At 53.8% G+C, this 26,968-nt stretch carries 25 protein-coding genes and 1 tRNA gene; 10 read left to right on the top strand and 16 right to left on the bottom strand.

Annotated elements, in window-relative coordinates; genetic code table 11:
• Positions 1-73: 73 nt before the first annotated feature.
• The 4 genes from HV302_RS21505 to arcA are packed head-to-tail and all read right to left on the bottom strand — an operon-like array spanning position 74 to position 4,755.
• Positions 74-1,477 carry a YfcC family protein gene (locus HV302_RS21505; protein WP_181626561.1) on the bottom strand — a complete coding sequence of 468 codons (1,404 nt, stop codon included), beginning with the start codon at positions 1,475-1,477 and terminating at the stop codon, positions 74-76.
• Between the two features lie 55 nt (positions 1,478-1,532).
• The gene (gene argF / locus HV302_RS21500) at positions 1,533-2,537 is read right to left on the bottom strand and encodes an ornithine carbamoyltransferase (protein ID WP_046275811.1); all 1,005 of its coding nucleotides are present in this window, start codon (positions 2,535-2,537) and stop codon (positions 1,533-1,535) included.
• A gap of 55 nt (positions 2,538-2,592) precedes the next feature.
• Positions 2,593-3,525, bottom strand: a complete 933-nt coding sequence (gene arcC, locus HV302_RS21495) for a carbamate kinase (protein ID WP_019078251.1) — start codon at positions 3,523-3,525, stop codon at positions 2,593-2,595.
• Between the two features lie 9 nt (positions 3,526-3,534).
• Entirely contained in the window at positions 3,535-4,755 is a 1,221-nt protein-coding gene (gene arcA, locus HV302_RS21490) for an arginine deiminase (RefSeq protein ID WP_049268895.1), read from the bottom strand.
• A 673-nt stretch (positions 4,756-5,428) separates the two neighbouring features.
• Between arcA and HV302_RS21485 the strand changes: the two genes are divergently transcribed.
• Positions 5,429-5,881, top strand: a complete 453-nt coding sequence (locus HV302_RS21485; RefSeq protein ID WP_181626560.1) for a YhcH/YjgK/YiaL family protein — start codon at positions 5,429-5,431, stop codon at positions 5,879-5,881.
• Positions 5,882-5,980: 99 nt separating this feature from the next.
• Here HV302_RS21485 and argF (HV302_RS21480) read toward each other — a convergent pair whose 3' ends face one another.
• Together argF (HV302_RS21480) and argL are read right to left on the bottom strand one after the other, a co-directional pair.
• Positions 5,981-6,988 carry an ornithine carbamoyltransferase gene (gene argF / locus HV302_RS21480; protein WP_016155574.1) on the bottom strand — a complete coding sequence of 336 codons (1,008 nt, stop codon included), beginning with the start codon at positions 6,986-6,988 and terminating at the stop codon, positions 5,981-5,983.
• A complete protein-coding gene (gene argL, locus HV302_RS28665) occupies positions 6,958-7,053 on the bottom strand; it encodes a putative translational regulatory protein ArgL (protein WP_370916541.1) in 96 nt (31 codons plus the stop codon). Before argL ends, argF (HV302_RS21480) begins: the two co-directional genes overlap by 31 nt.
• Positions 7,054-7,151: 98 nt before the next feature.
• Here argL and rraB point away from each other — a divergent pair, with 98 nt between their 5' ends.
• From rraB to HV302_RS21465, 3 genes are all read left to right on the top strand, one after another.
• Positions 7,152-7,577, top strand: coding sequence for a ribonuclease E inhibitor RraB (gene rraB / locus HV302_RS21475; RefSeq protein ID WP_016151501.1), 426 nt, complete (start codon positions 7,152-7,154; stop codon positions 7,575-7,577).
• Positions 7,578-7,628: 51 nt separating this feature from the next.
• Entirely contained in the window at positions 7,629-8,387 is a 759-nt protein-coding gene (gene miaE, locus HV302_RS21470) for a tRNA isopentenyl-2-thiomethyl-A-37 hydroxylase MiaE (protein WP_137380100.1), read from the top strand.
• Positions 8,388-8,552: 165 nt separating this feature from the next.
• The gene (locus HV302_RS21465) at positions 8,553-9,383 is read left to right on the top strand and encodes a topoisomerase II (protein ID WP_109017739.1); all 831 of its coding nucleotides are present in this window, start codon (positions 8,553-8,555) and stop codon (positions 9,381-9,383) included.
• Between the two features lie 26 nt (positions 9,384-9,409).
• Here the strand turns inward: HV302_RS21465 and HV302_RS21460 are convergent, their stop codons facing one another.
• From HV302_RS21460 to pepA, 4 genes are all read right to left on the bottom strand, one after another.
• Positions 9,410-9,913: a GNAT family N-acetyltransferase gene (locus HV302_RS21460; RefSeq protein ID WP_046275807.1), complete on the bottom strand. Its 504-nt coding sequence runs from the start codon at positions 9,911-9,913 to the stop codon at positions 9,410-9,412.
• Positions 9,914-10,073: 160 nt separating this feature from the next.
• Entirely contained in the window at positions 10,074-12,929 is a 2,856-nt protein-coding gene (locus HV302_RS21455) for a valine--tRNA ligase (RefSeq protein WP_075849118.1), read from the bottom strand.
• Positions 12,929-13,372 carry a DNA polymerase III subunit chi gene (holC, locus tag HV302_RS21450; protein ID WP_016151505.1) on the bottom strand — a complete coding sequence of 148 codons (444 nt, stop codon included), beginning with the start codon at positions 13,370-13,372 and terminating at the stop codon, positions 12,929-12,931. The genes HV302_RS21455 and holC overlap by 1 nt, the downstream gene beginning before the upstream one ends.
• Positions 13,373-13,482: 110 nt before the next feature.
• Positions 13,483-14,994 carry a leucyl aminopeptidase gene (pepA, locus tag HV302_RS21445; RefSeq protein WP_003025870.1) on the bottom strand — a complete coding sequence of 504 codons (1,512 nt, stop codon included), beginning with the start codon at positions 14,992-14,994 and terminating at the stop codon, positions 13,483-13,485.
• 153 nt (positions 14,995-15,147) lie between these two features.
• Here pepA and HV302_RS28060 point away from each other — a divergent pair, with 153 nt between their 5' ends.
• The 3 genes from HV302_RS28060 to lptG all read left to right on the top strand — a co-directional run bounded on the left by HV302_RS28060 (position 15,148) and on the right by lptG (position 17,443).
• Positions 15,148-15,198, top strand: a complete 51-nt coding sequence (locus tag HV302_RS28060) for a hypothetical protein (protein WP_212723231.1) — start codon at positions 15,148-15,150, stop codon at positions 15,196-15,198.
• A 62-nt stretch (positions 15,199-15,260) separates the two neighbouring features.
• A complete protein-coding gene (lptF, locus tag HV302_RS21440) occupies positions 15,261-16,361 on the top strand; it encodes an LPS export ABC transporter permease LptF (RefSeq protein WP_016151506.1) in 1,101 nt (366 codons plus the stop codon).
• A complete protein-coding gene (lptG, locus tag HV302_RS21435; protein WP_008786067.1) occupies positions 16,361-17,443 on the top strand; it encodes an LPS export ABC transporter permease LptG in 1,083 nt (360 codons plus the stop codon). The genes lptF and lptG overlap by 1 nt, the downstream gene beginning before the upstream one ends.
• 39 nt (positions 17,444-17,482) lie before the next feature.
• Here lptG and HV302_RS21430 read toward each other — a convergent pair whose 3' ends face one another.
• The 5 genes from HV302_RS21430 to idnD form a co-directional block, all read right to left on the bottom strand.
• Positions 17,483-18,985: a helicase HerA-like C-terminal domain-containing protein gene (locus tag HV302_RS21430; protein ID WP_181626559.1), complete on the bottom strand. Its 1,503-nt coding sequence runs from the start codon at positions 18,983-18,985 to the stop codon at positions 17,483-17,485.
• Positions 18,986-19,064: 79 nt separating this feature from the next.
• Positions 19,065-20,063, bottom strand: a complete 999-nt coding sequence (gene idnR, locus HV302_RS21425; RefSeq protein ID WP_181626558.1) for a DNA-binding transcriptional regulator IdnR — start codon at positions 20,061-20,063, stop codon at positions 19,065-19,067.
• Positions 20,064-20,115: 52 nt separating this feature from the next.
• The gene (gene idnT / locus HV302_RS21420) at positions 20,116-21,435 is read right to left on the bottom strand and encodes a gnt-II system L-idonate transporter (protein WP_016155581.1); all 1,320 of its coding nucleotides are present in this window, start codon (positions 21,433-21,435) and stop codon (positions 20,116-20,118) included.
• Between the two features lie 187 nt (positions 21,436-21,622).
• Complete coding sequence (gene idnO / locus HV302_RS21415) at positions 21,623-22,387, bottom strand: gluconate 5-dehydrogenase (RefSeq protein WP_016151510.1); 765 nt, start codon at positions 22,385-22,387, stop codon at positions 21,623-21,625.
• 11 nt (positions 22,388-22,398) lie between these two features.
• Positions 22,399-23,442 carry an L-idonate 5-dehydrogenase gene (gene idnD, locus HV302_RS21410; protein WP_181626557.1) on the bottom strand — a complete coding sequence of 348 codons (1,044 nt, stop codon included), beginning with the start codon at positions 23,440-23,442 and terminating at the stop codon, positions 22,399-22,401.
• Between the two features lie 217 nt (positions 23,443-23,659).
• Here idnD and idnK point away from each other — a divergent pair, with 217 nt between their 5' ends.
• Positions 23,660-24,181: a gluconokinase gene (gene idnK, locus HV302_RS21405; protein ID WP_046275803.1), complete on the top strand. Its 522-nt coding sequence runs from the start codon at positions 23,660-23,662 to the stop codon at positions 24,179-24,181.
• A gap of 30 nt (positions 24,182-24,211) precedes the next feature.
• Here idnK and ahr read toward each other — a convergent pair whose 3' ends face one another.
• Positions 24,212-25,231, bottom strand: a complete 1,020-nt coding sequence (gene ahr, locus HV302_RS21400) for an NADPH-dependent aldehyde reductase Ahr (protein WP_103283431.1) — start codon at positions 25,229-25,231, stop codon at positions 24,212-24,214.
• Between the two features lie 219 nt (positions 25,232-25,450).
• On the opposite strand from ahr, the gene HV302_RS21395 reads away from it, so the two are divergent.
• Both HV302_RS21395 and HV302_RS21390 read left to right on the top strand, forming a co-directional pair.
• Positions 25,451-25,535: transfer RNA gene (locus HV302_RS21395), tRNA-Leu, on the top strand.
• A 163-nt stretch (positions 25,536-25,698) separates the two neighbouring features.
• On the top strand, positions 25,699-26,958 hold the full coding sequence (locus tag HV302_RS21390) for a tyrosine-type recombinase/integrase (protein WP_181626556.1): 1,260 nt from the start codon (positions 25,699-25,701) through the stop codon (positions 26,956-26,958).
• Positions 26,959-26,968: the final 10 nt, after the last annotated feature.

Genomic DNA, 26,968 nt, shown 5'->3' with positions numbered 1-26,968 from the left:
GCTCAAACGGGCGGTTGTGCAGAAAAACGAGAGCGCGCTCAAAAAAGCCGTCGGGATCCGACGGCCAACAGGACTACAGCATCGCGCCGATACTCAGAACAACCATGTTCAGCACCGTCAGAATTAGCAGCAGTGGTGCGACCCATTTCAGGTAGCGCACATAAGGAACACGAGCGATGGCCAACCCACCCATCACAACCGCTGAGGTGGGGGTAATCAGATTCACAATGCCGGAAGCGGATTGATACGCGGTGACGACCAGATCCCTTTGCACATGGGCGAAGTCAGCCAGCGGGGCCATAATGGGCATCGTGAGCACCGCCAGGCCAGACGAGGAAGGGACCAGGAAGGAGAGCAAGACTTCCAGCCAGTAAGTCACATTGATGAAAATGGTGGTGGACAGACCGGAGACTAAATTTTCGGCGCTGTGCAAAATGGTGTGGGTGATCATGCCGTTGTCCATCACCACGACGATACCGCGCGCAATGCCGATAATCAGCGCCACGCCGAGCAGATCCCGAGCCCCGTCAATGAAGGTACTGGTGAATGCTTCTTCACTCATGCGGGCAATTACGCCGACGATAATCGCAGATGCCAGAAAAACCCCAGATATTTCCGCCATCCACCAGCCGAGCACCGCGACGCCATAAATCATCACTGCAAAGGCGGCGGCGAATATCAGCAGGATCCACTTACGCGTAGCCGTGAATTCAAGATTGGTATTGGCGCGACTACCGAGAAAATGGGCACGGTTTTCCTCCATTTTATCGGCCACGATGGAAAGCTCAGGATGGCTGCGAACTTTCCGTGCATAGCGCATGACCCATACCACACAGATAACATAGCCGACGACCAGCAGCAGAATGCGCATCAGCATTCCTTGGGTGAAGGGGATCCCGGCGGCGTTAGCGGCGATAACCGTTGCGAAAGGGTTGATTGTTGAACCGAGGGTGCCGATGCCTGTGCCAAGCAAAACGGTTGCAGCAGCAACCAGTGGATCAAAGCGCGCAGCCATCATGACCGGAACCAATAAGGTGTAGAAAGGGAGTGATTCTTCCGCCATGCCGTAAATCGTACCTCCGGCGGCGAAAAGTCCCATCAGGATGGGGATCATCCACTCTTCTTTGCCGTTCAGCCTGACCGTCACGCGTTCGATTCCTGCGTCGATGGCGCCCGTTTTGTTTACCACGCCGAGAAACCCGCCAATAATCAGGACAAACAACGCCACATCAATCGCGCCTGCGGTGTAGGTTTCGTGGTTATAAAGCCCGTCAATCGGAGCCAGCAGTACAGCCGTTAAACCTTGTGGATGCGCCTCTGTTGGGGCATAGGTACCGGCAACCGGCACTTCTTTGCCCAGGGTGGCATTCATCGCCATCTGGTATTTCCCGGCAGGGACAATCCAGGTCATAACGGCGACGAGCGCAATAAGAATAAACAGGATGGTATACGCGCTGGGAAATTTGAATTTGCCCATGATGTTCTCCGGATAGCTTGGGCATATGCCGCCAGGCGACACATGCCCGCTGGGGTTAGTCGCCGAGTGTCGCTACCATGACCGCTTTAATGGTATGCATCCGGTTTTCTGCTTCGTCGAAGACGATGGAATGCGCTGACTCAAATACCTCCTCCGTGACTTCAAGCCCTTTCAGGCCGTAAGCCGCTTCGATTTCACGGCCCACTGTGGTGTGCTCGTTATGGAAGGCGGGCAGGCAGTGCATGAATTTCACATTGGGATTGCCGGTCGCATCGATGACCTGCTGGTTAATTTGATAAGGCGTCATCAGGCTGACGCGTTCTGCCCACGCCTCTTTGGGTTCCCCCATCGAAACCCAGACATCGGTGTAGAGAAAGTCCACGTCGTAAACACCTTCCTCAACATCCTCTGTGAGCGTAATGCGCGCGCCCGTCACGCTGGCGATTTCACGGCATTCGGCAACCAGCGCCTCGTCCGGCCAGAAGGATTTCGGTGCGACCAGACGAATATCCATCCCCATTTTCGCCGCGCCGACCATCAGCGAATTGCCCATGTTATTGCGGGCGTCACCGAGGTAAGCGAAGCTCAGTTCGGGTAAGGTTTTACCCGGGGCGTGTTCCAGCATGGTCATCAGATCCGCGAGGATCTGCGTAGGGTGGAATTCATTCGTCAGCCCGTTCCAGACCGGCACACCAGCGAACTGACCCAGTTCTTCCACGATCTCCTGGCCGTAGCCGCGGTATTCAATACCGTCATACATGCGGCCTAACACGCGGGCGGTATCTTTCATCGATTCTTTATGACCAATCTGCGAGCCGCTTGGGCCAAGGTAGGTCACCTGTGCGCCCTGATCGAAAGCGCCGACTTCAAAGGCGCAGCGGGTGCGAGTTGACGTTTTTTCGAAGATTAGCGCGATATTTTTACCAACCAGCGTTTGCCTTTCGCGCCCGGCTTTTTTCGCCGTTTTTAACTCGATAGCCAAATCGATCAGGTACTGGATTTCCGTTGGGGTGTAGTCCAGCAATTTGAGAAAATTGCGATTTTTCAGGTTAACAGTCATGAAAATATCCTTATGTAGGCTGGATAAGGCTTCGCTTTACCCAGCAAAAAAAGCCTTAAGCGTTAACATCAGTGGCTTCGCGCCGAATTAGCGTGCCTTTGTCACCGGCGAGAATGGCCGAACCGTCAGCCAACGAGCCGATGCCAGCAATCCCGTGACAGTGAGAGACAAATTCCGCGCAGGCGGTGACTTTGGGGCCCATTGAACCGGCGTCGAATTGCATTTCGCTGAGCCGTTCCGGCGTAACCTGGGCCAGCGGGCGCTGGGTAGGTTTGCCCCAGTCGAGATACACCGCATCGGCATCGGTCAGGATCAGCAGCGCATCGGCGTGGATTTGTTTGGCGAGCAGGGCGGCGGAGAGATCTTTGTCGATCACCGCTTCAATACCGTGGTAGCCATCGGCTTTTTCCACCACCGGTACGCCGCCACCGCCGTTGCAGATAACCAGATGATCGCGGGCGATCAGTGTGCGAATGGCGTCACTTTCCACGATTCGTTTGGGTTGTGGAGAGGGCACAACACGGCGGAATGCTTTACCATCGGCTTTGAAAACCCAGCCTTTTTCCGCCTGTAACGCGTGGGCCTGGGGTTCGTCATAAATCGGCCCGATATATTTGGTGGGATTGCTGAAGGCCGGATCGTGGGCATCGACTTCAACCTGAGTCAGCAGGACACTAATTTCACGCTGTGGGAGCTGGTTTTTCAGGGCCTGTTGCAGCATATAGCCAATCATTCCCTGACTTTCTGCGCCGAGAATATCGAGCGGATAGGGGGTGACGTTGGCATAAGCACTGTTTTGTAACGCCAAAAGTCCAACCTGCGGGCCATTGCCGTGTACCAGAATTACGCGCCACTGCTGCGTGAGTTGAGCGAGAGTTCTTGCCGCCAGCTCAATATTCTTGCGTTGGATGTCGGCTTCCAGCGGTTCGCCGCGTTTGAGTAGCGCATTGCCGCCCAGCGCCACAACCAGGGTAGGTTTGTTTTCCATAACGTCTCCTTAAATACCGTCGCGTTCCAGCGGACAACTCATGCAGCGCGCACCGCCGCGCCCACGTCCCAGTTCGTCGCCAGGAATGGGTAAAACAGTGATGCCAGCTTTGTCGTATTTCTCGTTGGTCCAGATGTTGCGTTCATAGCCCACCACAACCCCGGGGCGCAGCGTCAGAACATTGTTCGCGTCATTCCACTGTTCGCGTTCAGCTTCGAAAGCGTCGCCACCGGTGGTGATCAGATTGATCTGGTCGAGGCCAAGTGCTTTTTCGAGGGCATGTACCAGCGTACTTTCCTGGGTGCGTTTCAGGCCGCCGCGCCCGTCTGGTGTCAAGGTCCAGCACTGGACATCCGGGCGCACCACTTCCGGGTAGACGGAGAAGGTATCGATATCGATGTGGGTCATGACGGTATCGAGGTGCATACAGGAGCGATGTTTCGGCAGTTCGACTGCGATGACGCGTTCTGCCTGGCGATGCTTAAATAGCGACTGGGCAAGGAACTCAATGCCCTGCGGCGTGGTACGTTCCGACATACCGATGAGAACTGCGCCGCGACCAATGACCAGTACATCTCCACCTTCTAATGTGGCGTGGTCGTAATTAATATTTTCATCGCCGAAATATTTAATAAAATCACCATCGGCAAATTGTGGATGCCAACGGTAAATCGCCCGCAAGTTATTAGTTTCTCGTTGACGTGCAGTTTTTGCCATCGGATTAATGGATACGCCGTTATATATCCAGCATGAGGTGTCGCGGGTAAATAAGTGGTTTGGTAATGGCTTCATAATAAAGTCATTAATATCGTGAGTATCGACCACCATATTTTTGATTGAGGCAGGAATTTCTCCGTATGTCAGCCCACCGCTTAAATGTCGGGCGAGCTCCCGGTGCTGCATATCTGCAAGCCAGGCGCGAATATCCGTGGCGAAAGCGGGGCCAAGGCGATAATCAGAAATTTGTGTATCCAGTAGCCAGCTTTTGGCATCAGTGATATCCAGAGTTTGTGTCAATAAATCAGTGAGTAACAGAACCTCAATTCCCTGTTGACGTAACGTGTTGGCGAAAATGTCATGCTCTTCTCCTGCACGTTCTACCGAAAGAACATCATCAAAAAGCAGTTCCTGGCAATTTGACGGCGTCAGCCTTTTTAGGCTGAGGTTAGGGCGATGTAGCATTACGCTACGTAATTGACCGATTTCAGACCCGACATAATGCTTTTCCATCATTATTCCTTTAATACGATTTTAAAAAATAAAGAGGAGGTGCCTGCAAATAATGTTTATTGCAGTCATGGTTTTTCAGCTGATTTCAGAATCTATATTTAGATCTTATCTGATAGAGAAACGTGATTCATTTCACAGTCAGGTCGATGTTTGGCATTTGTTGTTTAATTTATGAGATGGCTCTGAGAATTTAAAAAATAAAAACATGAATAATTGAATTACTACTCAGGAATATGTCTTGTTATTTAACTGTGTTAATTTTATGTACATATTTAAATATTCAATAAATTAAATAGCGCGTTGATTTTTATATGTTTTTTTATATTTAATGAATTTTTATGCGAATCTATTATTTTATTATTTGTACTGTAAGGTTTATTTCAAAATAAATATGGCGATGAAGAAAGATAACGAAGGAGACGTAAAATGTGATCGATGGCTGGTTTTTCTAACAAAGCTTTCTATAACAGTGAGTTAGTGACTGAGTTGAAAAGTATGAGACGAAAGTTATGCAGAGTTTATGCATAACCTGTTGCTGGCTATTAGCAATTATTTAACATCATCAGCGATAAACATGCGTTGACGCAAAATATCGGCAAATAGCAGTGGTATGGCAGACCGTTTTTTCGTATAACAACTAAAATGAAACGATGTTTTAATTAAGGGGTTTGAAATGATTGTCGGCAATATTCACAACCTGGATGCCTGGCTGCCGGAAGAGCTGCGTCAGGCGATTGAGCACATTAAAGCGCACGTGACGGATGCGACGGAAAAGGGTAAACACGACATCAACGGCGAACGTCTGTTCTATCTGATTGCTGAAGATATGACGGAGCCGTTTGCGCAGCGCCGCGCCGAATATCACGCTCGCTATCTGGATATTCAGATCCTGCTCAAAGGTCAGGAAGGCATGACTTTCAGCACGCAGCCTGCGGGCGCACCGGAAACTGACTGGTTGGCGGATAAAGATATCGCCTTCCTGCCGGAAGGCGAACAGGAGAAAACGGTGGTGCTGAACGAAGGTGACTTCGTCGTCTTTTATCCGGGCGAAGTGCATAAACCGCTTTGCGCGGTCGGCGCTCCGGCACTGGTACGCAAAGCCGTGGTGAAAATGCGGGTAGCATAAACCAGTTTGCCGGGTGCGACTTATCCGGCCTACGGAAGTACGATGGTAGGCCGGATAGGGTGCGTCAGCATCGCCATCCGGCAATTCAATCACGCAATGCTATGATTTGGAAAGCGTCGCGACCATCACCGCTTTGATGGTGTGCATCCGGTTTTCTGCCTGATCAAATACGATACTGGCGGGTGACTCAAACACCTCGTCGGTCACTTCCATGCCGCCGTGCAGACCATATTCCTGCGCCATTTGTTTGCCAAGCGTGGTTTGATCGTCATGGAACGCAGGCAGGCAGTGCAGGAATTTCACCTGCGGATTGCCGGTCAACGCCATCATCGCGCTATTAACCTGGTACTTACGCAACTGCGCAATACGTTCGGCCCATTTCTCTTTCGCTTCGCCCATCGATACCCAGACGTCGGTATAGATGAAGTCCGCGCCTTTCACGCCCGTGGCGACATCTTCGGTTAGCGTTATATTGCCGCCGTTTTTCTGTGCCAGCGCTTTACACTCCGCAACGAGGCTTTCCTCCGGCCAGCAGGCCTGGGGCGCGACCAGGCGCAGATCCAGTCCGGTTAACGCAGCGGCTTCCAGCATGGAATTGCCCATATTGTTGCGGGCATCGCCGGTGTAGACCAGCACCATCTCATTAAACGCTTTACCCGGCAGGTGTTCCTGCATCGTGAGTAAATCCGCCAGCAGTTGGGTAGGGTGAAATTCGTTGGTTAATCCGTTCCAAACCGGAACTCCGGCATATTCCGCCAGCGTCTCGACAATTTCCTGACCGTGGCCCCGATACTGAATACCGTCGTACATACGACCGAGTACGCGGGCGGTGTCTTTGATCGACTCTTTATGACCAATCTGGCTGCCGCTCGGCCCGAGATACGTCACGCGCGCGCCCTGATCGTATGCGGCAACTTCGAAAGAGCAACGGGTGCGGGTTGAGTCTTTTTCGAAGATGAGCGCGATGTTTTTACCGGTGAGTTTAGCGACCTCGGTACCGTTTTTCTTATCCGTCTTGAGCTGCGCGGCGAGCTGGAGCAGTGACGTGAGTTCAGCAGAGGTGAAATCAAGCAGTTTCAAAAAATGTTTCTGATAAAACGCAGACATAGTTCCCTCACATGGCTTAGGCCATTTATTGAATTAAAATTCAATTTATATGGATGTTTATTCATTTGCAACCTTGTTTAACAAATCTTTCCTGGAAAGGTGGAGGCAATGACAACGGTATGTGACAATAAGAGTATCGGCAGGACATTATGAGGAATGAGCCATGGCAAACCCGGAACTACTGGAAGAACAGCGTGAAGAAACGCGCTTGATTATTGAAGAGTTACTCGAAGATGGCAGCGATCCAGACGCGCTGTACACCATCGAGCATCACCTTTCCGCGGACGACTTTGAAACCCTGGAAAAAGCGGCAGTAGAAGCCTTCAAGCTGGGTTATGAAGTGACCGAGCCGGAAGAGCTGGAAGTGGAAGAGGGCGACACGGTTATTTGCTGTGACATCCTGAGCGAATGTGCTCTGAATGCCGAGTTGATCGACGCTCAGGTTGAGCAACTGATGAACCTGGCTGAAAAATTTGATGTGGAATACGACGGTTGGGGCACCTATTTTGAAGACCCGAACGGCGAAGAAGGTGAAGACGGCGACGATGAAGACCTCGTCGACGAAGATGATGACGGCGTGCGTCACTAAGTCATCTGCTGACCTACGGTAGCGTCTGCTGCCGTAGGCCAAGGATAACGTATGGATTACCTGCAAATACTTTCCCCGATCCACAACTTCCTGCACTGTAAAACGCCCCAGGCCTGGCTTGATAAAGCGCGAGCCCCGGCGAATCTCCCTCTGTTACTGACGGATCATCTCGTCTGCGAGCTGAAAGCGGCGCAAACGGCCATGCTGCTGGTGCGTAAGTATGTTGCAGATAAACAGGGATCGCAGGCGCTACTGGACTGGCTGAAACCCTATGAAGCGTATGCTTTCAGAGAAGGGGATGAACCGGATTTTATCGCGCTGAATAAACAGATAAGCAAAAGCGTAATGCCGCAAACTGACGACCCGTGGGGGCGCAAGCTGATCGACAGCATGGTTTTGCTGATCAAAGAAGAGCTGCACCACTTCTGGCAGGTGCGTGAGGCGATGATGAGCCGCAACATTCCCTATGTCAAAATTACCGCCAGCCGTTATGCCAAAGGCATGCTCAAAGAGGTGCGAACCCACGAGCCATTAACGCTAATCGACAAACTGATTTGCGGGGCTTACATTGAGGCGCGTTCTTGTGAACGGTTCGCCGCGCTGGCGCCGTATTTGGATGACGATTTACAGGCATTTTATCTTTCTCTGCTGCGATCCGAGGCGCGGCACTATCAGGACTATCTGGCGCTGGCACAGCAGGTTTCTGCCGACGATATCAGTCGTCGGGTGCGGTTCTTTGGCGAAGTAGAAGCCGCATTGATTACTTCTCCCGACGATGAATTCCGCTTCCACAGCGGCGTGCCAGCCTGACTCCCTTCTCTGACGCGCGGCGCTGATCGTCGCGCGGTTTAACCTTTCCTGTTTCCATTAGCAAAATCTGGTGGCTGGAAATCGCTCGCTGCTGCCGTAATAATCAAAACACACGAAGGGGAAATATATCCCCGCAACAGAGACTGTTTTGCATAAGGATGGTTAATGAACTGGGCACACGTATTGTTGGCGGGTTATATCGGGGCGGTGATTGCTATCGTCGTTGGCATGTTTCGCAAAAAAGGCTGGCTGGGAAAGATCTCCGGCGCGGTGGTTTTTGTGGTAGCGATTGTCGCGTGGAATCTGTTTGATGTGCACTACCTGATCCCGCGCGAAAGCCCTGATTATGGGTTGACGGACGCGCAGAAATTTGAAAATGCGATGCTGGCAATGCCTGTTTATCAGGTACTTAAAGAGCAGGAACCCGCGTTATGGCAGAATATCCTCAACCAGGCAACGCAACTGAAAGAAGCTGGGAAAAGCGAACAACAGATTATCGACGCTATTCAGCCGCAAATCCTGCAGGTACAGATGGCGCGTTTGCAGCAGGCACCCGATGCCAATGTGATTGAGTATATGAAAATTAACCTAGAGCAGATTGCTGCGGTGGCAAAAGTGGGCGATGACGAGTGTTTTCGCTTTCTGTTCCCGGCGGTGAAAGGCGGGATTAACCCGGTGCGTATTATTCCGCGGGAGCTGATGAATCGTCGTATGGCCAGCGACATGAGTATGATGCACGCGGCTTATGGCCCGAACAAACATACGGTTACGGCGCAAGAGAAACAGCTGGCGCTTCAGGATCTGCAATCCATCAGCCCGGGATTGGTACAGCGCTTTGGACCGGATATCCAGATTATGGCTGATCCGAGTAAAGGTGTGGGCAAAGAGAAAGTCGCCTGTGAAATGGTGCAGGATTTATGGTCACAGGTGCTGACGCTGCCAACCGCTCGCGCGGCTGGCGTCATTCGGCTGATGCTCTCCGCCGAAATGCAGTAACGCAACCATTGCCCCTCCGGCTGAAGTCAGAGGGGCTTTAACATCCGCACTTCGCAATCCACGTGCCCGGTACAGCCCAGCGCTTCGTTGATATGCTCAAACCCTAAATGTTCATACAGGCGGATTGCCTCGGTCAGAAACGCCGTGGTCTCCAGATAGCACTGTTTGAAACCCTGTTCACGGGCATGTTCGAGGGCCATCAGCGCCAGCTTTTTCGCCAGCCCCTGACCGCGAGCGCTCGACAGGAAGTACATTTTTTGCAGTTCGCAAATGTCCGGTTCGCTACATCCTAACGGCGCAACGCCGCCGCCGCCCACGACTTCACCGTTTTGCTCAACCACCCAGTAGGCCGCGCCCGGCTGGCTGTAAACCTGGAATAGTTCATCCAGATTAGGGTCGGCAACGGTATAGCCTTTATCGGCAGTAAGCCCGTATTCAGCGGAAACTTTGCGGATCACGCGGGCAATTGCGGCGTTATCATCGGCAGAAATTCGACGCAGCGTCGCCGCGACGGAGGTAATGGCACTCATAGCGAACTCATGACATAAAAGTGAGACATATGCAGTTAATACCACTGCGGTAAGGGGAAGCGCAAGCGAGGATAATTCAACAAAAAGCCTCTGAGCATATGCGTCAGAGGCTTTTATCGTCTGCGGTGTTGGATGCGATACGCTTATCCGACAAACAGCTTTACAGCGCGGCGATGACCGCCTGCTGCTCAATCAGCTTCGCTTTCGCTTCCGCATAACCGTCCAACTTCTCACGCTCTTTGGCGATAACTGCTTCCGGTGCGCGAGCAACGAAACCTTCGTTGGAAAGTTTGCCTTCGATACGGGCAATCTCACCTTCGATTTTCGCCACTTCTTTCGCCAGACGCGCCAGCTCATCTTCTTTATTGATGAGGCCAGCCATCGGGATCAGCAGCTCGGCACCGTCGATGATTTTGGTCACGGAGACTGGACCTTTGTCATCGGCTGGCAGCACGGTGATGCTTTCCAGACGCGCCAGGTTCAGCAGGAAGCTGCGGTTATCGTTCACACGGCGCATCGCATCAGCGCTGCAACCGCGCAGCAGCAGTTCGAGCGGTTTGCCTGGGGCGATGTTCATTTCCGCACGGATGTTACGTACGGCAACGATCGCCTGCTTCAGCCATTCGGTATCAGCCAGTGCGGCTTCATCAACCTGTGCGGCGTTATATTCCGGGAACGGCTGCAGCATGATGGTGTCGGCGGTAATACCGGAAATCACCTTCACGCGCTGCCAGATGGTCTCGGTGATGAACGGGATGATCGGATGCGCCAGGCGCAGCAGACCTTCCAGAACGGTGACCAGCGTATTGCGGGTACCGCGCAGTTCAGACTCGGAACCGCCGTTCATTACCGGCTTGGTCAGCTCCAGATACCAGTCGCAGAACTGGTTCCAGGTGAATTCGTACAGAATGCCCGCGGCGATGTCGAAGCGGAAGTTGTCCAGCGCTTCGCGGTACGCTTTGATGGTCTGGTTGAATTCAGCAAGGATCCAGCGATCCGCCAGCGACAGGGTCATTTCGCCGCCGTTGAAGCCGCAATCCTGGTCTTCGGTGTTCATCAGCACGAAGCGGCTGGCGTTCCACAGCTTGTTACAGAAGTTACGATAACCTTCCAGACGCTTCATATCCCAGTTGATGTCGCGACCGGTAGAGGCCAGCGCCGCCAGGGTGAAGCGCAGTGCGTCGGTGCCGTGCGGCTCGATGCCGTCCGGGAACTGCTTCTCGGTACGCTTGGCAATCTTCTCGGCGAGCTGCGGCTGCATCATGTTGCCGGTACGTTTCTCCAGCAGTTCTGCCAGGGAGATACCGTCGACCATATCCAGCGGGTCAATGACGTTGCCCTTGGATTTGGACATCTTCTGGCCTTCGTCGTCGCGGATCAGACCGGTCATGTAGACGGTCTTAAACGGCACCTGCGGCTTGCCGTTTTCATCTTTGATGAAGTGCATGGTCATCATGATCATGCGGGCAATCCAGAAGAAGATGATGTCGAAACCGGAAACCATCACGCTGGTTGGGTGGAACTGACGCAGCGCGTCAGTGTTTTCCGGCCAGCCCAGGGTAGAGAAGGTCCACAGTGCGGAGGAGAACCAGGTATCGAGAACGTCTTCGTCCTGGCGAAGCTGAATGTCGGCACCGAGGTTGTTTTCCTGACGCACTTCGTCTTCGGTACGGCCAACGTAGACGTTGCCGTCGTTGTCATACCATGCCGGGATACGGTGACCCCACCACAGCTGACGGGAAATACACCAGTCCTGAATATCGCGCATCCAGGAGAAGTACATGTTTTCGTACTGCTTCGGTACGAACTGAATGTCGCCGTTTTCAACCGCTTCAACCGCCGGTTTCGCCAGCACGTCGGCACGGACGTACCACTGGTCGGTCAGCATCGGTTCAATAACCACGCCGCCACGGTCGCCGTAAGGTACGGTCAGGTCGTGCGGTTTAATTTCTTCCAGCAGGCCCAGCGCATCAACGGCGGCAACCACCGCTTTACGCGCGGCAAAGCGCTCCAGCTTCTGGAACTCAGCCGGGATTTCATTGGAATAAACGTCGGACTCTTCGCCTTTGGTGTCGTACACTTCCGCGGTTTCACGGATGTCGCCGTCAAAGGTCAGAATATTGATCATCGGCAGGCCGTGACGTTTCCCGACTTCGTAGTCGTTAAAGTCGTGCGCCGGGGTGATCTTCACGCAGCCGGTGCCTTTTTCCATATCAGCGTGTTCATCGCCGACGATGGGAATGCGGCGGTTAACCAGCGGCAGAACAACAAATTTGCCAATCAGATCTTTATAACGCGGATCTTCCGGGTTGACGGCCACGCCGGTATCGCCCAGTACGGTTTCCGGACGGGTGGTGGCGACGACCAGGTAATCTTTACCATCAGCGGTTTTCGCACCGTCGGCCAGCGGATAGCGGATGTGCCACATTGAGCCTTTCGACTCGCGGTTTTCCACTTCCAGGTCGGAAATTGCGGTGCGCAGTTTCGGGTCCCAGTTCACCAGGCGCTTGCCACGATAAATCAGGTCTTCTTTGTACAGGCGAACGAAGACTTCTTTCACGGCATTGGAAAGACCTTCGTCCATAGTGAAGCGCTCGCGCTCCCAGTCAACGGAGTTGCCGAGACGGCGCATCTGGCGGGTGATGGTGCCGCCGGATTCCGCTTTCCACTGCCAGATTTTGTCGATAAACGCTTCGCGACCGTAGTCGTGGCGGGTTTTACCTTCTTCAGCGGCAATCTTACGCTCAACCACCATCTGGGTTGCGATACCCGCGTGATCGGTACCGGCCTGCCACAGGGTGTTTTTACCCTGCATGCGCTGGTAGCGGATCATGGTATCCATGATGGTTTGCTGGAAAGCATGACCCATATGCAAACTGCCGGTGACGTTCGGCGGCGGGATCATGATGCAGAAGGACTCTTTGCTTTCATCGCCGTTAGGTTTGAAATAGCCCTGCTTTTCCCAGTGCTCGTAAAGCGGCTGTTCGATATCTTGTGGGTTGTATGTCTTTTCCATTATTTCCAGGTTGCCGTATTCAGGTTAAAACCAGCCACGCGGTAAGCTTTGTAGCGATCGCGTGCCGATTGTTTCAAAGAATCTTCGTAAGGAACGAAGTCTATCACTTCTGTGAAAGCGGTGGCAAAATCTGCAAAGCCAACGCGCAAACTGATAAGCAGGTCGCGCGGGCTGCTGTTGCGTTTCTCCGGCCAGGCAATCTCTACCGGTGCGCCGCCTCTGGGGCCTTCACCTGCCAGATTATGCGGAACAAAGCTTTCTGCCGGTCTTGCCCACAGGGCTTCATCCAGTCGAAGAGCCTGCTTTTCGTTTTCGCAGGCGATCAGCACGCGCTTGCCAGCACGCCAACGTTCTGCGGCAATTTCACACACCAACTGCTCGACGGCGCTTAAGCCATCGTGTTGCGTGTCATTGTCCAGAAGATAGAAAGTTGCGTTTCTCATATATGGGGCTTCTTCTGGTGAATTTAAATGCGTTGCCATGATGCACAACCGTAGGCCGGATGGCGTTGCGCTTATCCGGCCTACGGGTCTTATTGCTTGTGCTTACCGCCTTACTCTTCGCCGTTAAAACCGGCACGATTGAGCAGGAACTGCGACAGCAGCGCCACCGGACGACCGGTTGCGCCTTTGGCTTTCCCTGAACGCCATGCGGTACCGGCGATATCGAGGTGCGCCCAGTTGTACTTACGGGTAAAGCGTGACAGGAAGCAGCCCGCGGTAATGGCGCCGCCAGGACGTCCGCCGATGTTCGCCATATCCGCAAAGTTGGACTCTAGCTGCTCCTGGTATTCATCACCCAGCGGTAAACGCCACGCGCGGTCGCCAGCCTGTTCGGACGCACCGATCAGCTCATGCGCCAGCGGGTTGTGGTTCGACATCAGGCCAGTGATGTGATGGCCCAGCGCAATCACGCACGCGCCGGTCAGGGTTGCGACGTCAATCACCGCTTCTGGCTCAAAGCGCTCGACGTAGGTTAATACGTCGCACAGGACCAGACGGCCTTCGGCATCGGTATTGAGAACTTCAACGGTCTGACCAGACATGGTGGTCAGCACGTCGCCTGGACGATACGCACGGCCACCCGGCATGTTTTCGCAGCCTGCCAGCACGCCGACGACATTGATTGGCAGCTGAAGCTCGGCCACCATGCGCATCACGCCATATACCGCTGCCGCGCCGCACATGTCGTATTTCATCTCATCCATGCCTTCGGCAGGTTTGATGGAGATACCGCCGGAGTCAAAGGTTAACCCTTTACCGACCAGCACGATCGGACGCGCGTCTTCGGATGGATTGCCTTTGTACTCGATGACCGACATCAGCGACTCATTCTGCGAGCCGTGACCGACGGCCAGATAAGAGTGCATGCCCAGCTCTTTCATCTGCTGCTCGCCGATCACGCGGGTTACAACATTTTTGCTGTAGCTGTCTGCCAGCTGGCGCGCCTGAGAGGCAAGGTAGGCGGCGTTACAGATGTTCGGCGGCATGTTGCCGAGATCTTTTGCTGCTTTAATGCCGGCGGCGATCGCCAGACCGTGCTGGATCGCACGTTCACCGCTGGTCAGTTCCCGGCGGGTCGGTACGTTGAAGACCATTTTACGCAGCGGACGACGCGGCTCGCTTTTGTTGGTCTTCAGTTGATCAAAGCTGTACAGCGTTTCCTGTGCCGTCTCAACGGCCTGACGCACTTTCCAGTAGTTATTGCGCCCTTTGACGTGCAGCTCAGTCAGGAAGCAGACGGCTTCCATTGAGCCAGTATCATTCAGCGTATTGATGGTTTTCTGAATGACCTGCTTGTACTGGCGCTCATCAAGCTCGCGCTCTTTGCCACAACCAATGAGGAGAATTCGCTCAGACAGAACGTTAGGAACATGGTGCAGCAACAGGGTTTGACCTGGTTTGCCTTCCAGTTCGCCACGACGCAGCAGTGCGCTGATGTACCCGTCGCTGATCTTGTCGAGCTGCTCTGCAATCGGAGAGAGACGGCGTGGTTCAAAGACACCCACGACGATGCACGCACTCCGCTGTTTCTCCGGGCTACCGCTTTTTACACTGAACTCCATGCACTACGCTCCTGAATCTTAAAGACAACGGCGGTGGCTACGGATAGAATTGCAAGCTTTCGTAACTCATACCCGCTGTTGCGGTGACTTCGTGTTAATCTTAACGTTATTACGGCATTGGCACGTCAGAACAATTTCTGAGAGGTGGATCCGTTGAGTATAATGATCTTAGCGACGATTTCGACGACTCAAGAGAATAAATGACGTTTAAGCCATGAAACAAGCTAAATTCCGGCAAAAGACGGGTTTTTACGGGCGTATTTAAAGTGATAATCATAAGATATCTGGTTCGGGAAACGCTCAAAAGCCAACTTGCGATCCTATTCATCCTGCTTTTGATCTTCTTTTGTCAAAAGTTAGTCAGGATCCTTGGTGCGGCGGTTGACGGTGATATCCCGGCGAATCTGGTGCTCTCGCTGCTGGGGCTGGGCGTGCCAGAAATGGCGCAACTTATCTTGCCATTAAGCCTGTTCCTCGGGCTGCTGATGACGCTGGGCAAACTGTATACCGAAAGTGAAATTACGGTCATGCACGCCTGCGGGCTGAGCAAGGCTGTCTTAGTAAAAGCGGCGATGGTGCTGGCGCTGTTTACCAGTATTATTGCGGCGGTCAACGTGATGTGGGCCGGACCGTGGTCCTCCAGACATCAGGACGAAGTCCTGGCGGAGGCGAAAGCGAACCCCGGTATGGCGGCGCTTGCTCAGGGGCAATTCCAGCAGGCGACTAACGGCGGCTCGGTGCTGTTCATCGAAAGCGTTGACGGCAGTAACTTCAACGATGTGTTCCTCGCGCAAATCCGCCCGAAAGGTAACGCCCGGCCTTCGGTGGTGGTAGCGGACTCCGGTCATCTTACCCAATTGCGCGATGGCTCTCAGGTCGTGACGCTGAACCAGGGGACGCGTTTTGAAGGGACCGCGCTGCTGCGCGATTTCCGCATTACCGACTTCCAGAATTATCAGGCGATTATCGGTCATCAGGCCGTGGCGCTGGATCCAAACGATACCGACCAGATGACCATGCGTACGCTATGGACGACCGACACCGATCGCGCCCGTGCGGAGCTGACCTGGCGTATCACGTTAGTATTCACCGTATTTATGATGGCGCTGATGGTTGTACCGCTGAGCGTGGTTAACCCGCGTCAGGGTCGCGTACTGTCCATGCTGCCAGCAATGCTGCTTTATTTGCTGTTCTTCCTGGTTCAGACATCGCTGAAGTCGAATGGTGGCAAAGGCAAGCTGGATCCGGTGTTCTGGATGTGGACGGTTAACCTGGCGTATCTGGCGCTGGCGATTGTGCTTAACCTCTGGGATACGGTGCCGATGCGCCGCTTACGTGCCCGTTTTATGCGTAAAGGAGCGGTATAATGCAGCCTTTTGGTGTACTTGACCGCTATATCGGTAAAACCATTTTCACCACCATCATGATGACGTTGTTCATGCTGGTGTCGCTCTCCGGGATCATCAAGTTTGTCGACCAGCTGAAAAAAGCCGGGCAGGGGAGCTACGATGCGATGGGCGCCGGGCTGTATACCCTGCTCAGCGCGCCGAAAGATATCCAGATCTTCTTCCCGATGGCGGCGCTGCTGGGTGCTTTGCTGGGGCTGGGCATGCTGGCGCAGCGCAGTGAACTGGTGGTCATGCAGGCTTCTGGCTTTACCCGTATGCAGGTGGCGTTGTCGGTGATGAAAACCGCGATTCCGCTGGTGCTGCTGACGATGGCCATCGGCGAATGGGTGGCGCCGCAGGGCGAACAAATGGCGCGTAACTACCGTGCGCAGCAGATGTACGGCGGCTCGCTGCTCTCTACCCAGCAAGGTTTGTGGGCGAAAGATGGCGACAGCTTTGTCTACATCGAGCGGGTGAAAGGTGACGCCGAGTTAGGCGGAATTAGCATCTACTCCTTTAACGACAAGCGCCGTTTGCAGTCCGTCCGCTATGCCGCAAGTGCGACGTTTGACCCGGAGCAGAAGGTCTGGCGTTTGTCGCAGGTGGATGAATCCAACCTGACCGATCCGAAGCAAATCACCGGCTCGCAGACGGTGAGCGGCACCTGGAAAACCAACCTTACACCCGACAAGCTCGGCGTCGTGGCGTTGGATCCTGATGCGCTCTCGATTAGTGGTCTGCATAACTACGTGAAGTACCTGAAGTCGAGCGGCCAGGACGCCGGCCGCTACCAGCTCAATATGTGGAGCAAAGTCTTCCAGCCGCTGTCTGTGGCGGTAATGATGCTGATGGCGCTGTCGTTTATCTTTGGTCCGCTGCGTAGCGTCCCGATGGGCGTGCGCGTGGTGACAGGGATTAGCTTCGGCTTTGTGTTCTATGTGCTGGACCAAATCTTTGGCCCGCTGACGCTGGTGTACGGCATTCCGCCGATTATCGGCGCGTTGCTGCCAAGCGCCAGCTTCTTCCTGATAAGCCTGTGGCTGATGCTGCGTAAGTCCTGATATTCGCCCCTCCCGCTGTGCGGGAGGGGCGCCTTCCTGCTAGCGTTTTCTCCCGCCCATCAAACTCCCCAACATGCCGCGGATTATCTGATTGGTGACCTGTCGCGCCGCGCTTTTCGCCACGCTTTGTACCACGCCATCGCGCTTGCCGCCGCGCGGTCCGGTGCTGCCAAACAGAATATCCTTCAATCCACCGAGAATACCGCCGTCCACATCGATCGCTTTACCGTTGGCGGGAGGCGTATTTTGCTGCTCGGTGCTGGCCTGCACTCCATGCTGTAAACGCTCATAGGCGGACTCGCGGTCGACCTGTTCTTCATATTTACCGTACAGCGAGGAGTGATTAATCAGCCCGTTGCGCTCGTCATCCGTCACCGGTCCCATCCGCGAGCACGGCGCAATCACCATTGCTCGTTCAACCACCGACGGGCTGCCTTTAGCGTCCAGAAACGACACCAGCGCCTCGCCGGTTCCCAGTTCCTGAATGGCTTTTTCGGTATCAAATGCCGGGTTGGTGCGCATGGTTTGCGCGGCGGTTTTCACCGCTTTCTGATCCTTCGGTGTAAACGCGCGCAGGGCGTGCTGCACGCGGTTCCCCAACTGACCGAGCACGTTGTCTGGAATATCTGACGGGTTTTGCGAGACGAACCACACGCCGACCCCTTTCGAGCGGATCAGGCGGATCACCTGTTCGATTTTATCCAGCAGCACCTGCGGGGCGTCGTTGAACAGCAGGTGAGCTTCATCGAAGAAGAACACCAGTTTTGGCTTCTCCAGATCGCCTGCTTCCGGCAACTGTTCGTACAGTTCGGAGAGCATCCACAGCAGGCTGGCGGCGTACAGTTTGGGCATCTGGTAGAGCTTCTCTGCGCTGAGGATGTTGATCATCCCTTTGCCGCTGGCGTCAGTTCGCATCCAGTCTTTGATGTCCAGCATCGGTTCGCCAAAGAAGTGCGCCGCCCCCTGTTGCTCCAGCGACAGCAGTCCACGCTGAATTGCCCCGACTGAGGCGCTGCTGATATTGCCATATTGATTCTGGAAGGATTTGGCGTTATCGCCGATGTACTGGGTAATGGCTCGCAGGTCTTTGAAATCGAGCAGCAGCAGACCCTGGTCATCAGCAATGCGGAAGATAATATCCAGCACGCCGGACTGTACGTCGTTGAGGTTCAGCAAACGGGCCAGCAGCAGCGGGCCGAGGTCAGATACCGTGGCCCGCACGGGGTGACCTTTTTCGCCGAAGATATCCCACACCGTGACCGGATTAGCATGCGGTTGCCAGTCGGTAATGCCGATATTTTTCAGGCGGGCGAGCAGCTTTTCAGAGGCCTGCCCTTCCTCGGCCACGCCGGTTAAGTCGCCTTTCACATCGGCCATAAATACCGGTACGCCAATTTCAGACAGCGATTCGGCCAGCTTCTGTAGCGTGACGGTTTTACCGGTCCCGGTCGCGCCGGTAATCAGTCCGTGACGGTTGGCCATGCCTGGCAGTAAAAACAGTTCGGTGTCCGGCGTGCGGGCAATTAGCAGGGGTGCGCTCATTGAGATTTCCTCCATTTATCTTGCCTGGAGTATAGGCAATGTCCATCAAAGAGAGTATGTGATGGCCAGAGAAAATGACTTAAAGCGTATTGCCGTGATAAATCTGGTACCCCAAATCCACGGTGTTGTGGTTATGGTCGTTGTTCTTGATTTTGCTCAGCAACATCTGCGCTGCCATGCGGCCAATGTCAAAACGCGGGGTGATCACGCTGGCGAGGCTTGGGATCATCTGCCTGCCCATTTCCAGCCCGTGAAAACCGGCAATCGAGATCTGTTCCGGAACGGCCAGATCGCGCTCGCGGCACAGCAGCAGCGCGCCCATCGCAATATCGTCGTTGGTGCAAAAAACGCCGTCTAAATCCGGATGCGCGGCGAGCGCGTCCCGCATCATCTGGGTGCCGAGATGGATGGACGAAATAGAACGCGGATTGACGCGCAGCGGCACCAGATCCCGGCGCGTCATGGCATCGCAATAGCCGCGATAGCGCTGTTCATCGCGGACGTCGTCTTTCGAACCGAGATAGAGGATTTTGCTCCGCTGGCGTTTATCCAGCATGGTGCTGACCATATCAAACGCCGCCTGACGGTTATCGAAGCCTACTTCCATGTCCAGACGATCGCCCTGAATATCCATCAGCTCCACCACCGGAATGTTGGCTGAACGCAGAAACTTCATCGTGCGCAGGGTGTGATATTTCTCGGACAGGATAATGCCGTCGATATTATACGACAGCAGGTTGATCACCGACTCTTCCTCGGATTCCCGGTCGTAATTGTAGTTGGCGATCAGCGTCTGATAGTTATGGTCCGAGGTGACCGACTCAATGCCGGCCAGAATGTCAGCGAACAGCTGGTTTTGAAACGAGGGGATCAGCACACCAAGCGTATAGCTTTGCGCATTCAGCAGCATCGCGGGCGCGCGGTTGGGGATGTAATTAATCTCCTCCATAATCTGCGCGATGCGTTCGCCGGTTTCCTTTGCGACCTTTTTTGGCGAGCGAATGTAGCGGCTCACCGTCATTTTGGTCACGCCCGCCAGCGTGGCGATGTCTTGCAAAGAAATTCTGTGGTTCCTCATTTTCTCTCCAGTGCCGGGGAGCGCGGATCTGTGCTCCCCGGTGATGACCGTCTTAATGCAGAATGGCGTTCAGCGCCAGAACCCCCAGCAGCCCCATAATGGAAATCAGCGTCTCCATTACCGTCCAGGTACGCAACGTTTCCCCGACGCTGAGATTAAAATAGCCTTTAAACAGCCAAAATCCCGGATCGTTAACGTGGGAGGCAATCACGCTGCCCGCGCCGGTAGCCAGTACCATCAGCGCCGGGTCGGCGTGAGTGACGTTAATAATCGGCAGTACCACGCCTGCGGTGGTGATCGCCGCCACGGTGGCTGAACCGAGCGCAATACGCAGCAAGGCGGCGACCGTCCAGCACATCAGCAACGGAGAAAGCGATGTGCCGGTCATCAGGTGCGAGATATATTGCCCCACGCCGCTGTCGACCAGAACCTGCTTAAACGCGCCGCCCCCGGCGATGATAAACACAATCATCGCAATCGCACCGATAGAGTCGCCAATGATATCCATAATTTGCTCGATCGTACGTCCGTTACGTCGACCAAGGGTAAAAATGGCGAGCACGATAGCGATAAACAACGCGACGGCAGGGTTACCGATAAACTCAAAGAACACCCGTACGCTGTTGGTTTTCGGCAGCGTGATTTCGCACACTGCGGCGACCGCCATCAGTATGACCGGGATTACCGCGGCAAAGATACTGTTCCAGAATGACGGCATCTCTTCTTCGGTGAACAGATGCGGGTTGAATAACCCTTCCGGCGGCGCTTTCTCAAAGCGGGTCAGCAGCTTAGAAAACAGCGGCCCGGCAACAATCACCGTCGGGATAGTAATAATAAAGCCGTACAGCAGGGTGGTGCCGAGATTAGCCTCGAAAATGGTGGCAATCGCGGTCGGCCCCGGATGCGGCGGCAGAAAACAGTGGGTCACGGACAGCGCAGCTACCATCGGGACGCCAACATACAGCAGCGGCAGGCCGGAAGAGGCCACCACCGTAAACACCAGCGGCAGCAGCAGAACAAAGCCGACTTCGAAAAACATCGCCAGACCCACCACCAGACCGGTGATCACCAGCGCCCACTGCACGCGTTTCTTACCAAACGTGCCAATCAGCGTGGTGGCGATGCGCTGAGCCGCGCCGGTATCGGAAATCAGCTTACCGAGCATTGCACCGAAGCCTAGGATCATCGCCAGACCGCCTAGCGTCCCGCCGATCCCATTTTGTATTGAGTGCAAAACGGCCTGGGCATCCATCCCTTCGGCAAAACCGACGACCGCCGCCACCAGGACCAGAGCAATAAAGCCGTTAACTTTAAAACCAATCATCAGGACCAGGAGCAGCGCGACGCCTGCCGCAATTATTATTAATGGCATAATCGTTTCTCTTATATCCCCGTCATACTGCAAGTTGCAGGTGTGTTGGCTACGCTCACTCACCCGAATCACTTACTCAAGTAAGCTCATCGGGTTCATTCACTTGCCGCCGTCCTGCAACTCGAATTATTTAGGAGTGGCCAAAAATGCAGCGCCTGGGCGCTGCGTGATGTTGCGTTGTGTTGTATCAGACGGCGACCAGCATGCCGCCATCGACAAACAACAGGTGCCCGTTAACAAAATCGGATGCTTTGGAAGAGAGGAATACCGCCGCGCCAATCAGCTCCTGCGGATCGCCCCAGCGCGCGGCTGGCGTACGTTTGCACAGCCAGGCGGTGAAGGCTTCATCCTCGACCAGCGCTTTGGTCATCTCGGTTTTGAAGTAGCCCGGTGCGATACCGTTGACCTGGATATTGTGGCGCGCCAGCTCAACGCACATACCGCGGGTGAGCATTTTCACCGCGCCTTTCGAGGCGGCATACGGCGTGATGGTGTCGCGGCCCAGTTCGCTCTGCATGGAGCAGATGTTGATGACCTTCCCGGCCTGACGTTCCACCATGCGACGCGTTACTGCCTGCGAGACCAGGAACACCGCCGTCTGGTTAACGGCAATCACATCGTTCCAGTCCTGCTCCGGGAACTCGGTAAACGGATGGCGGCGCTGAATACCGGCGTTATTCACCAGCACATCGATTGGGCCAATGTCTTTTTCGATATGGTCTATGGCGGCATCAATGTCCTGTTTCTGCGTAACATTGAACGGCGCGGCAACGGCGCGGATCCCTTCCTGTTGCAGTTTGGCGACGGCGGCCTCCGCGCGCTCCGGCGTAATATCATTGACGATAATCTGCGCGCCATATTTACCCAGCCCGGTCGCCAGTAAATAACCAATACCCTGGGCCGAACCGGTGATCAGAATATTTTTGCCATCCAGTGAAAAAAGATCGTTCATTATGTTCTTCCTTATTTTGTTTCAGCAAAAACGAGCTGGACTTTCGCTGCCTGGGTTTTATCCCCGGCAAAGATCAGCGCCTGTTCAAGCTCTGTAAACGGATATTCGGCGCTCAGTAACGGCAGTGGATCGATAACGTTATTCGCCAGCCACGACACCGCAGTGTTGAACTCGGTGGTAAAGCGGAACGAGCCTTTGAGCGCGATCTCTTTGCCGATCAGCATCATCATCGGGAAGTCCGGTACCGCACCGCCCATGCCGACCTGCACCATCACGCCTTTCGCGCGGGTGACCTCCAGGCAGGTGGTGATTGAGGACGGATGACCGGAGACTTCGAAGCTGACGTCGAAGTAGCCTTTCTCTTTTTTCCACTCATCCAGCGAGTCCTGCTGCGGGTTAATCAGCGTGTCAGCACCCATCTGCTTGGCAAGCGACAGCGAGCGCGGGCTGATATCAGCACAGACAATTTCTGCTGCGCCGAGCGTTTTCACCGCGCTGACGATCAGGCAGCCGATAGGCCCCACGCCGGAGATAAACACGCGTTTGCCCTGCAGGTCTCCTGCTTCATGCGCGGCGTGGATCGCGACTGCCAGTGGTTCGGCAAAGGCCATGACTTTTTCATCGGCGTGCTGGGGGTAGGGGATGCACTGCGCGGTATCGACGGTTTTAAATCGGGTAAAGCCGCCGTCAACGTGGGGAAAATACATGGCGCTGCCAAAAAAGCGCATTTCTGTGCACTGGTTTTCTTCGTGCTGCAGACAGTATTTACAGTGGCCACAGGGCTTCGACGGATTAATAGCCACCGACTGACCTTCATGTAATTCTTTTGAGTCGCTGTGCACCACTTTACCAATAACTTCATGGCCTAAAATCATCGGTGCTTTAACGGTAAAATTACCGACTTTTCCTTCCTGATAATAATGTAAGTCGGAACCACAAATTCCGCCGCGGGTAATTTGTACCAGCGTTCCTTTATTATTCCATTCAATATTTTGGTCGGTAATGGCAACAGTTTTCTTACCCGCGACAACGCAGGATTGGGTTTTGACTTGCATAAATGCCTCACTGGTCAGGTAGTAACCTCGGCAGCATTTAAACGGTTTTGATTGTTATTATTTGTGATAAAGATCACGCTGGAAAATTGTTACACTACAATGTTACGCATAACGTGATGCGCCTTGTAAATCTGCTCAGTCGCGCCGAAAAAAGGTGAATTCTGCAATGTGGAAGGCGTAGTATCGCGCCATGGAATATGAATCTGGAGTTTTTTCAATGGCCGGGGAAAGTTATATTTTGATGGGCGTTTCGGGTAGCGGTAAATCTTTAATTGGCAGCAAAATTGCTGCGGTATTATCGGCTAAATTCATTGATGGTGACGATCTCCATCCTGCCAAAAATATTGATAAAATGTCTGAAGGTATTCCATTAACCGATGAAGACCGACTACCGTGGTTAGCGCGATTAAATGACGCTTCATACAGTTTATATAAAAAGAATGAGACCGGGTTTATTGTCTGCTCGTCATTAAAAAAACAGTATCGCGATATATTGCGGCAGGGCAGTCCGAATGTGCATTTTTTGTGGCTGGACGGCGATTACGAGACCATTCTGGCGCGCATGCAGCGTCGGGCAGGGCATTTTATGCCGGTGGGATTACTCAAAAGCCAGTTCGATGCGCTGGAGTGCCCGCAGGAGGACGAACGTGATATTGCCCGCATCGACGTGAACCATGACATCGAGCATGTGACGGAACAGTGCCGCCAGGCGGTGCTCGCGTTTCGTAACAGGCAATAAGCTCAGCCCCTTGCGGGACTGAGCCTTGCATCAGAAGTCGGCTTTCAGCACCACGCGGTAGCGGGCTTTGCCGTCACGCACGTGCTGGATAGCGTCGTTAATTCGCGACATCGGGTACAGTTCGGTGGTGGGCGACACCTTGCTGCGCCCGGCAAACTTCATCAGCTTGCGCAGTTCGAACGGCGTACCGGTTGCCGAACCGGAGATGCTGCGATCGCCAGCAATTAAGGTGAACGCTGGCACCGGCAGCGGCTTCAGCACCGCGCCGACAGTATGGAAGTTACCGCCGTAAGCCAGCGCTTCAAAATAAGGCTGCCAGTCGAGATCGACGTTAACCGTGTTAATAATGAGATCGAACTGGCCCGCCAGCGCTTTTAGCGCATCCGGATCGCGGCTGTTAACCACCTTATCCGCCCCCATCGCCAGCACTTCCTGCTCTTTCGCCGGATTGGAGCTGAACGCGGTCACTTCGCACCCCATCGCGTGTAACAGCTTAATGGCGATATGCCCCAGGCCGCCGATGCCGATCACCCCAACGCGGCTGGTGGCGGTGATATGGTGCATCAGCAGCGGTTTGAACACCGTGATACCGCCGCACAACAAGGGACCCGCCGCCGCCAGATCGATGCTCTCCGGCAGCGGGATCACCCACTGCCAGTCGGCCCGCAGCTTCTCGGCAAAGCCACCGCGATTGAGAATAGTGGGAACGGAACCTTCGAGGCAGTTAATCTGATTGCCGCTGATACAGGCGTCGCAATGCCCGCAGCTGCGCGCCGTCCAGCCAATGCCGACTCGCTGACCAACCTTCAGACCTTTATCTTGCGCCGCGCTGCCGAGCGCCGCCACGCGACCAATCACCTCATGCCCGGCAACCAGTGGATACTGAGAGAACCCCCATTCGTTGTCGATCATCGACAAATCGGAATGGCAGATACCGCAGTAATCGACCTGGACTTCGACATCTTCCGGCTTAAGCTCGCCCGCATCATATTCATAGAGTTCGAGTTCGCTGCCCGCCGCTTTTGCGGCGTAGCTTTTTATCATCGACATCGTGTTTCCCTCAGTGTGGTGTTGAACTGGAAGTGTAGAGCATAGGGAAACGGGACGCTTCGCAGAAGGGGGATTAATAAGGGGGCAAACTGTGACGATGGTTGCAGGTGAGAAAGGGAGTGCTGAAATTTTCAACACTTAGCGAGTCAGGCACACGCTGGTGCTTGCATGGTGGCGCATGACAGGTATAATCCACAACGTTTTCCGCATCCCTTCCGTGCCGGAGTGGCGAAATCGGTAGACGCAGTTGATTCAAAATCAACCGTAGAAATACGTGCCGGTTCGAGTCCGGCCTTCGGCACCATTAGTACTTCCAAGAACATCCGAGAAAGTCCATCAAACCCTTTAAAATCAATGCTTGCAGCGATTTTTCCGTCCCGAGTTGTCCGAGGTAGTCCGTTGAAATCCGGATGTCATTGGGGGCATAATTGGGGGCATCTTAACTTCGATTAGAAATGTGCCCCCAAATGAAGCTCAACGCCAGACAGGTCGAGACCGCAAAGCCAAAAGACAAAACCTACAAAATGGCCGATGGTGGCGGTTTGTATCTCGAAGTTTCGGCCAAGGGTTCTAAGTACTGGCGTATGAAATACAGACGCCCCTCTGACAAAAAAGAGGATCGCCTCGCTTTTGGTGTTTGGCCTACTGTGACACTTGCTCAGGCAAGAGCAAAACGCGATGAAGCCAAAAAGTTGCTAGTGCAGGGTATTGATCCAAAAGCCGAACAGAAAGAGGCTCAGGCCGAGAACTCGGGGGCATATACTTTCGAAACTATCGCTCGTGAATGGCATGCCAGTAACAAGCGCTGGAGCGAAGACCATCGATCGCGCGTTCTTCGCTATCTTGAGCTTTATATCTTCCCTCATATCGGCTCGTCCGACATTCGCCAGCTCAAAACTAGCCACCTGTTAGCCCCTATTAAAAAAGTTGATGCCAGTGGTAAGCATGACGTCGCTCAGCGTCTTCAGCAGCGTGTCACGGCTATTATGCGTTATGCAGTTCAGAACGATTACATCGACTCAAATCCAGCCAGTGATATGGCCGGTGCGCTATCGACAACTAAAGCGCGACATTACCCCGCTTTGCCCTCAAGCCGGTTCCCTGAATTTCTTGCTCGTCTTGCTGCTTATCGTGGTCGTGTAATGACACGGATCGCGGTCGAGCTTTCCTTACTAACTTTTGTGCGTTCCAGTGAGTTACGTTTCGCGCGTTGGGATGAGTTCGACTTCGATAAATCTCTCTGGCGAGTACCTGCAAAACGAGAAGAAATTAAAGGCGTGCGTTATTCGTACCGTGGAATGAAGATGAAAGAGGAGCATATTGTTCCACTTAGTCGACAAGCGGTGATTTTGTTAGAGCAGTTAAAGCAGATTAGTGGTGATAAGGAGCTCCTGTTCCCGGGGGATCATGATGCAACCAAGGTTATGAGTGAAAATACGGTAAATAGCGCATTGCGTACGATGGGATATGACACTAAAACTGAGGTCTGCGGGCATGGGTTTAGGACGATGGCGCGTGGGGCGTTGGGTGAGTCGGGGCTGTGGAGCGATGATGCGATTGAACGTCAGTTGAGCCATACAGAGCGTAATAATGTACGTGCGGCTTATATTCATACTTCTGAGCATTTGGATGAACGTAGGTTAATGGTGCAGTGGTGGGCTGATTATCTTGATATAAATAAGAACAAAACTATAACACCTTACGATTATGCTCTTGTTGGAAAATGAAAATTGTCGA

Origin of the sequence: Citrobacter sp. RHBSTW-00859 (genome assembly GCF_013729795.1) — a bacterium.
Taxonomy (GTDB): Bacteria; Pseudomonadota; Gammaproteobacteria; order Enterobacterales; family Enterobacteriaceae; genus Citrobacter; species Citrobacter braakii.
Note: the sequence above shows the minus strand (reverse complement) of the source record. Positions and strands in the feature narration are given on the sequence as shown.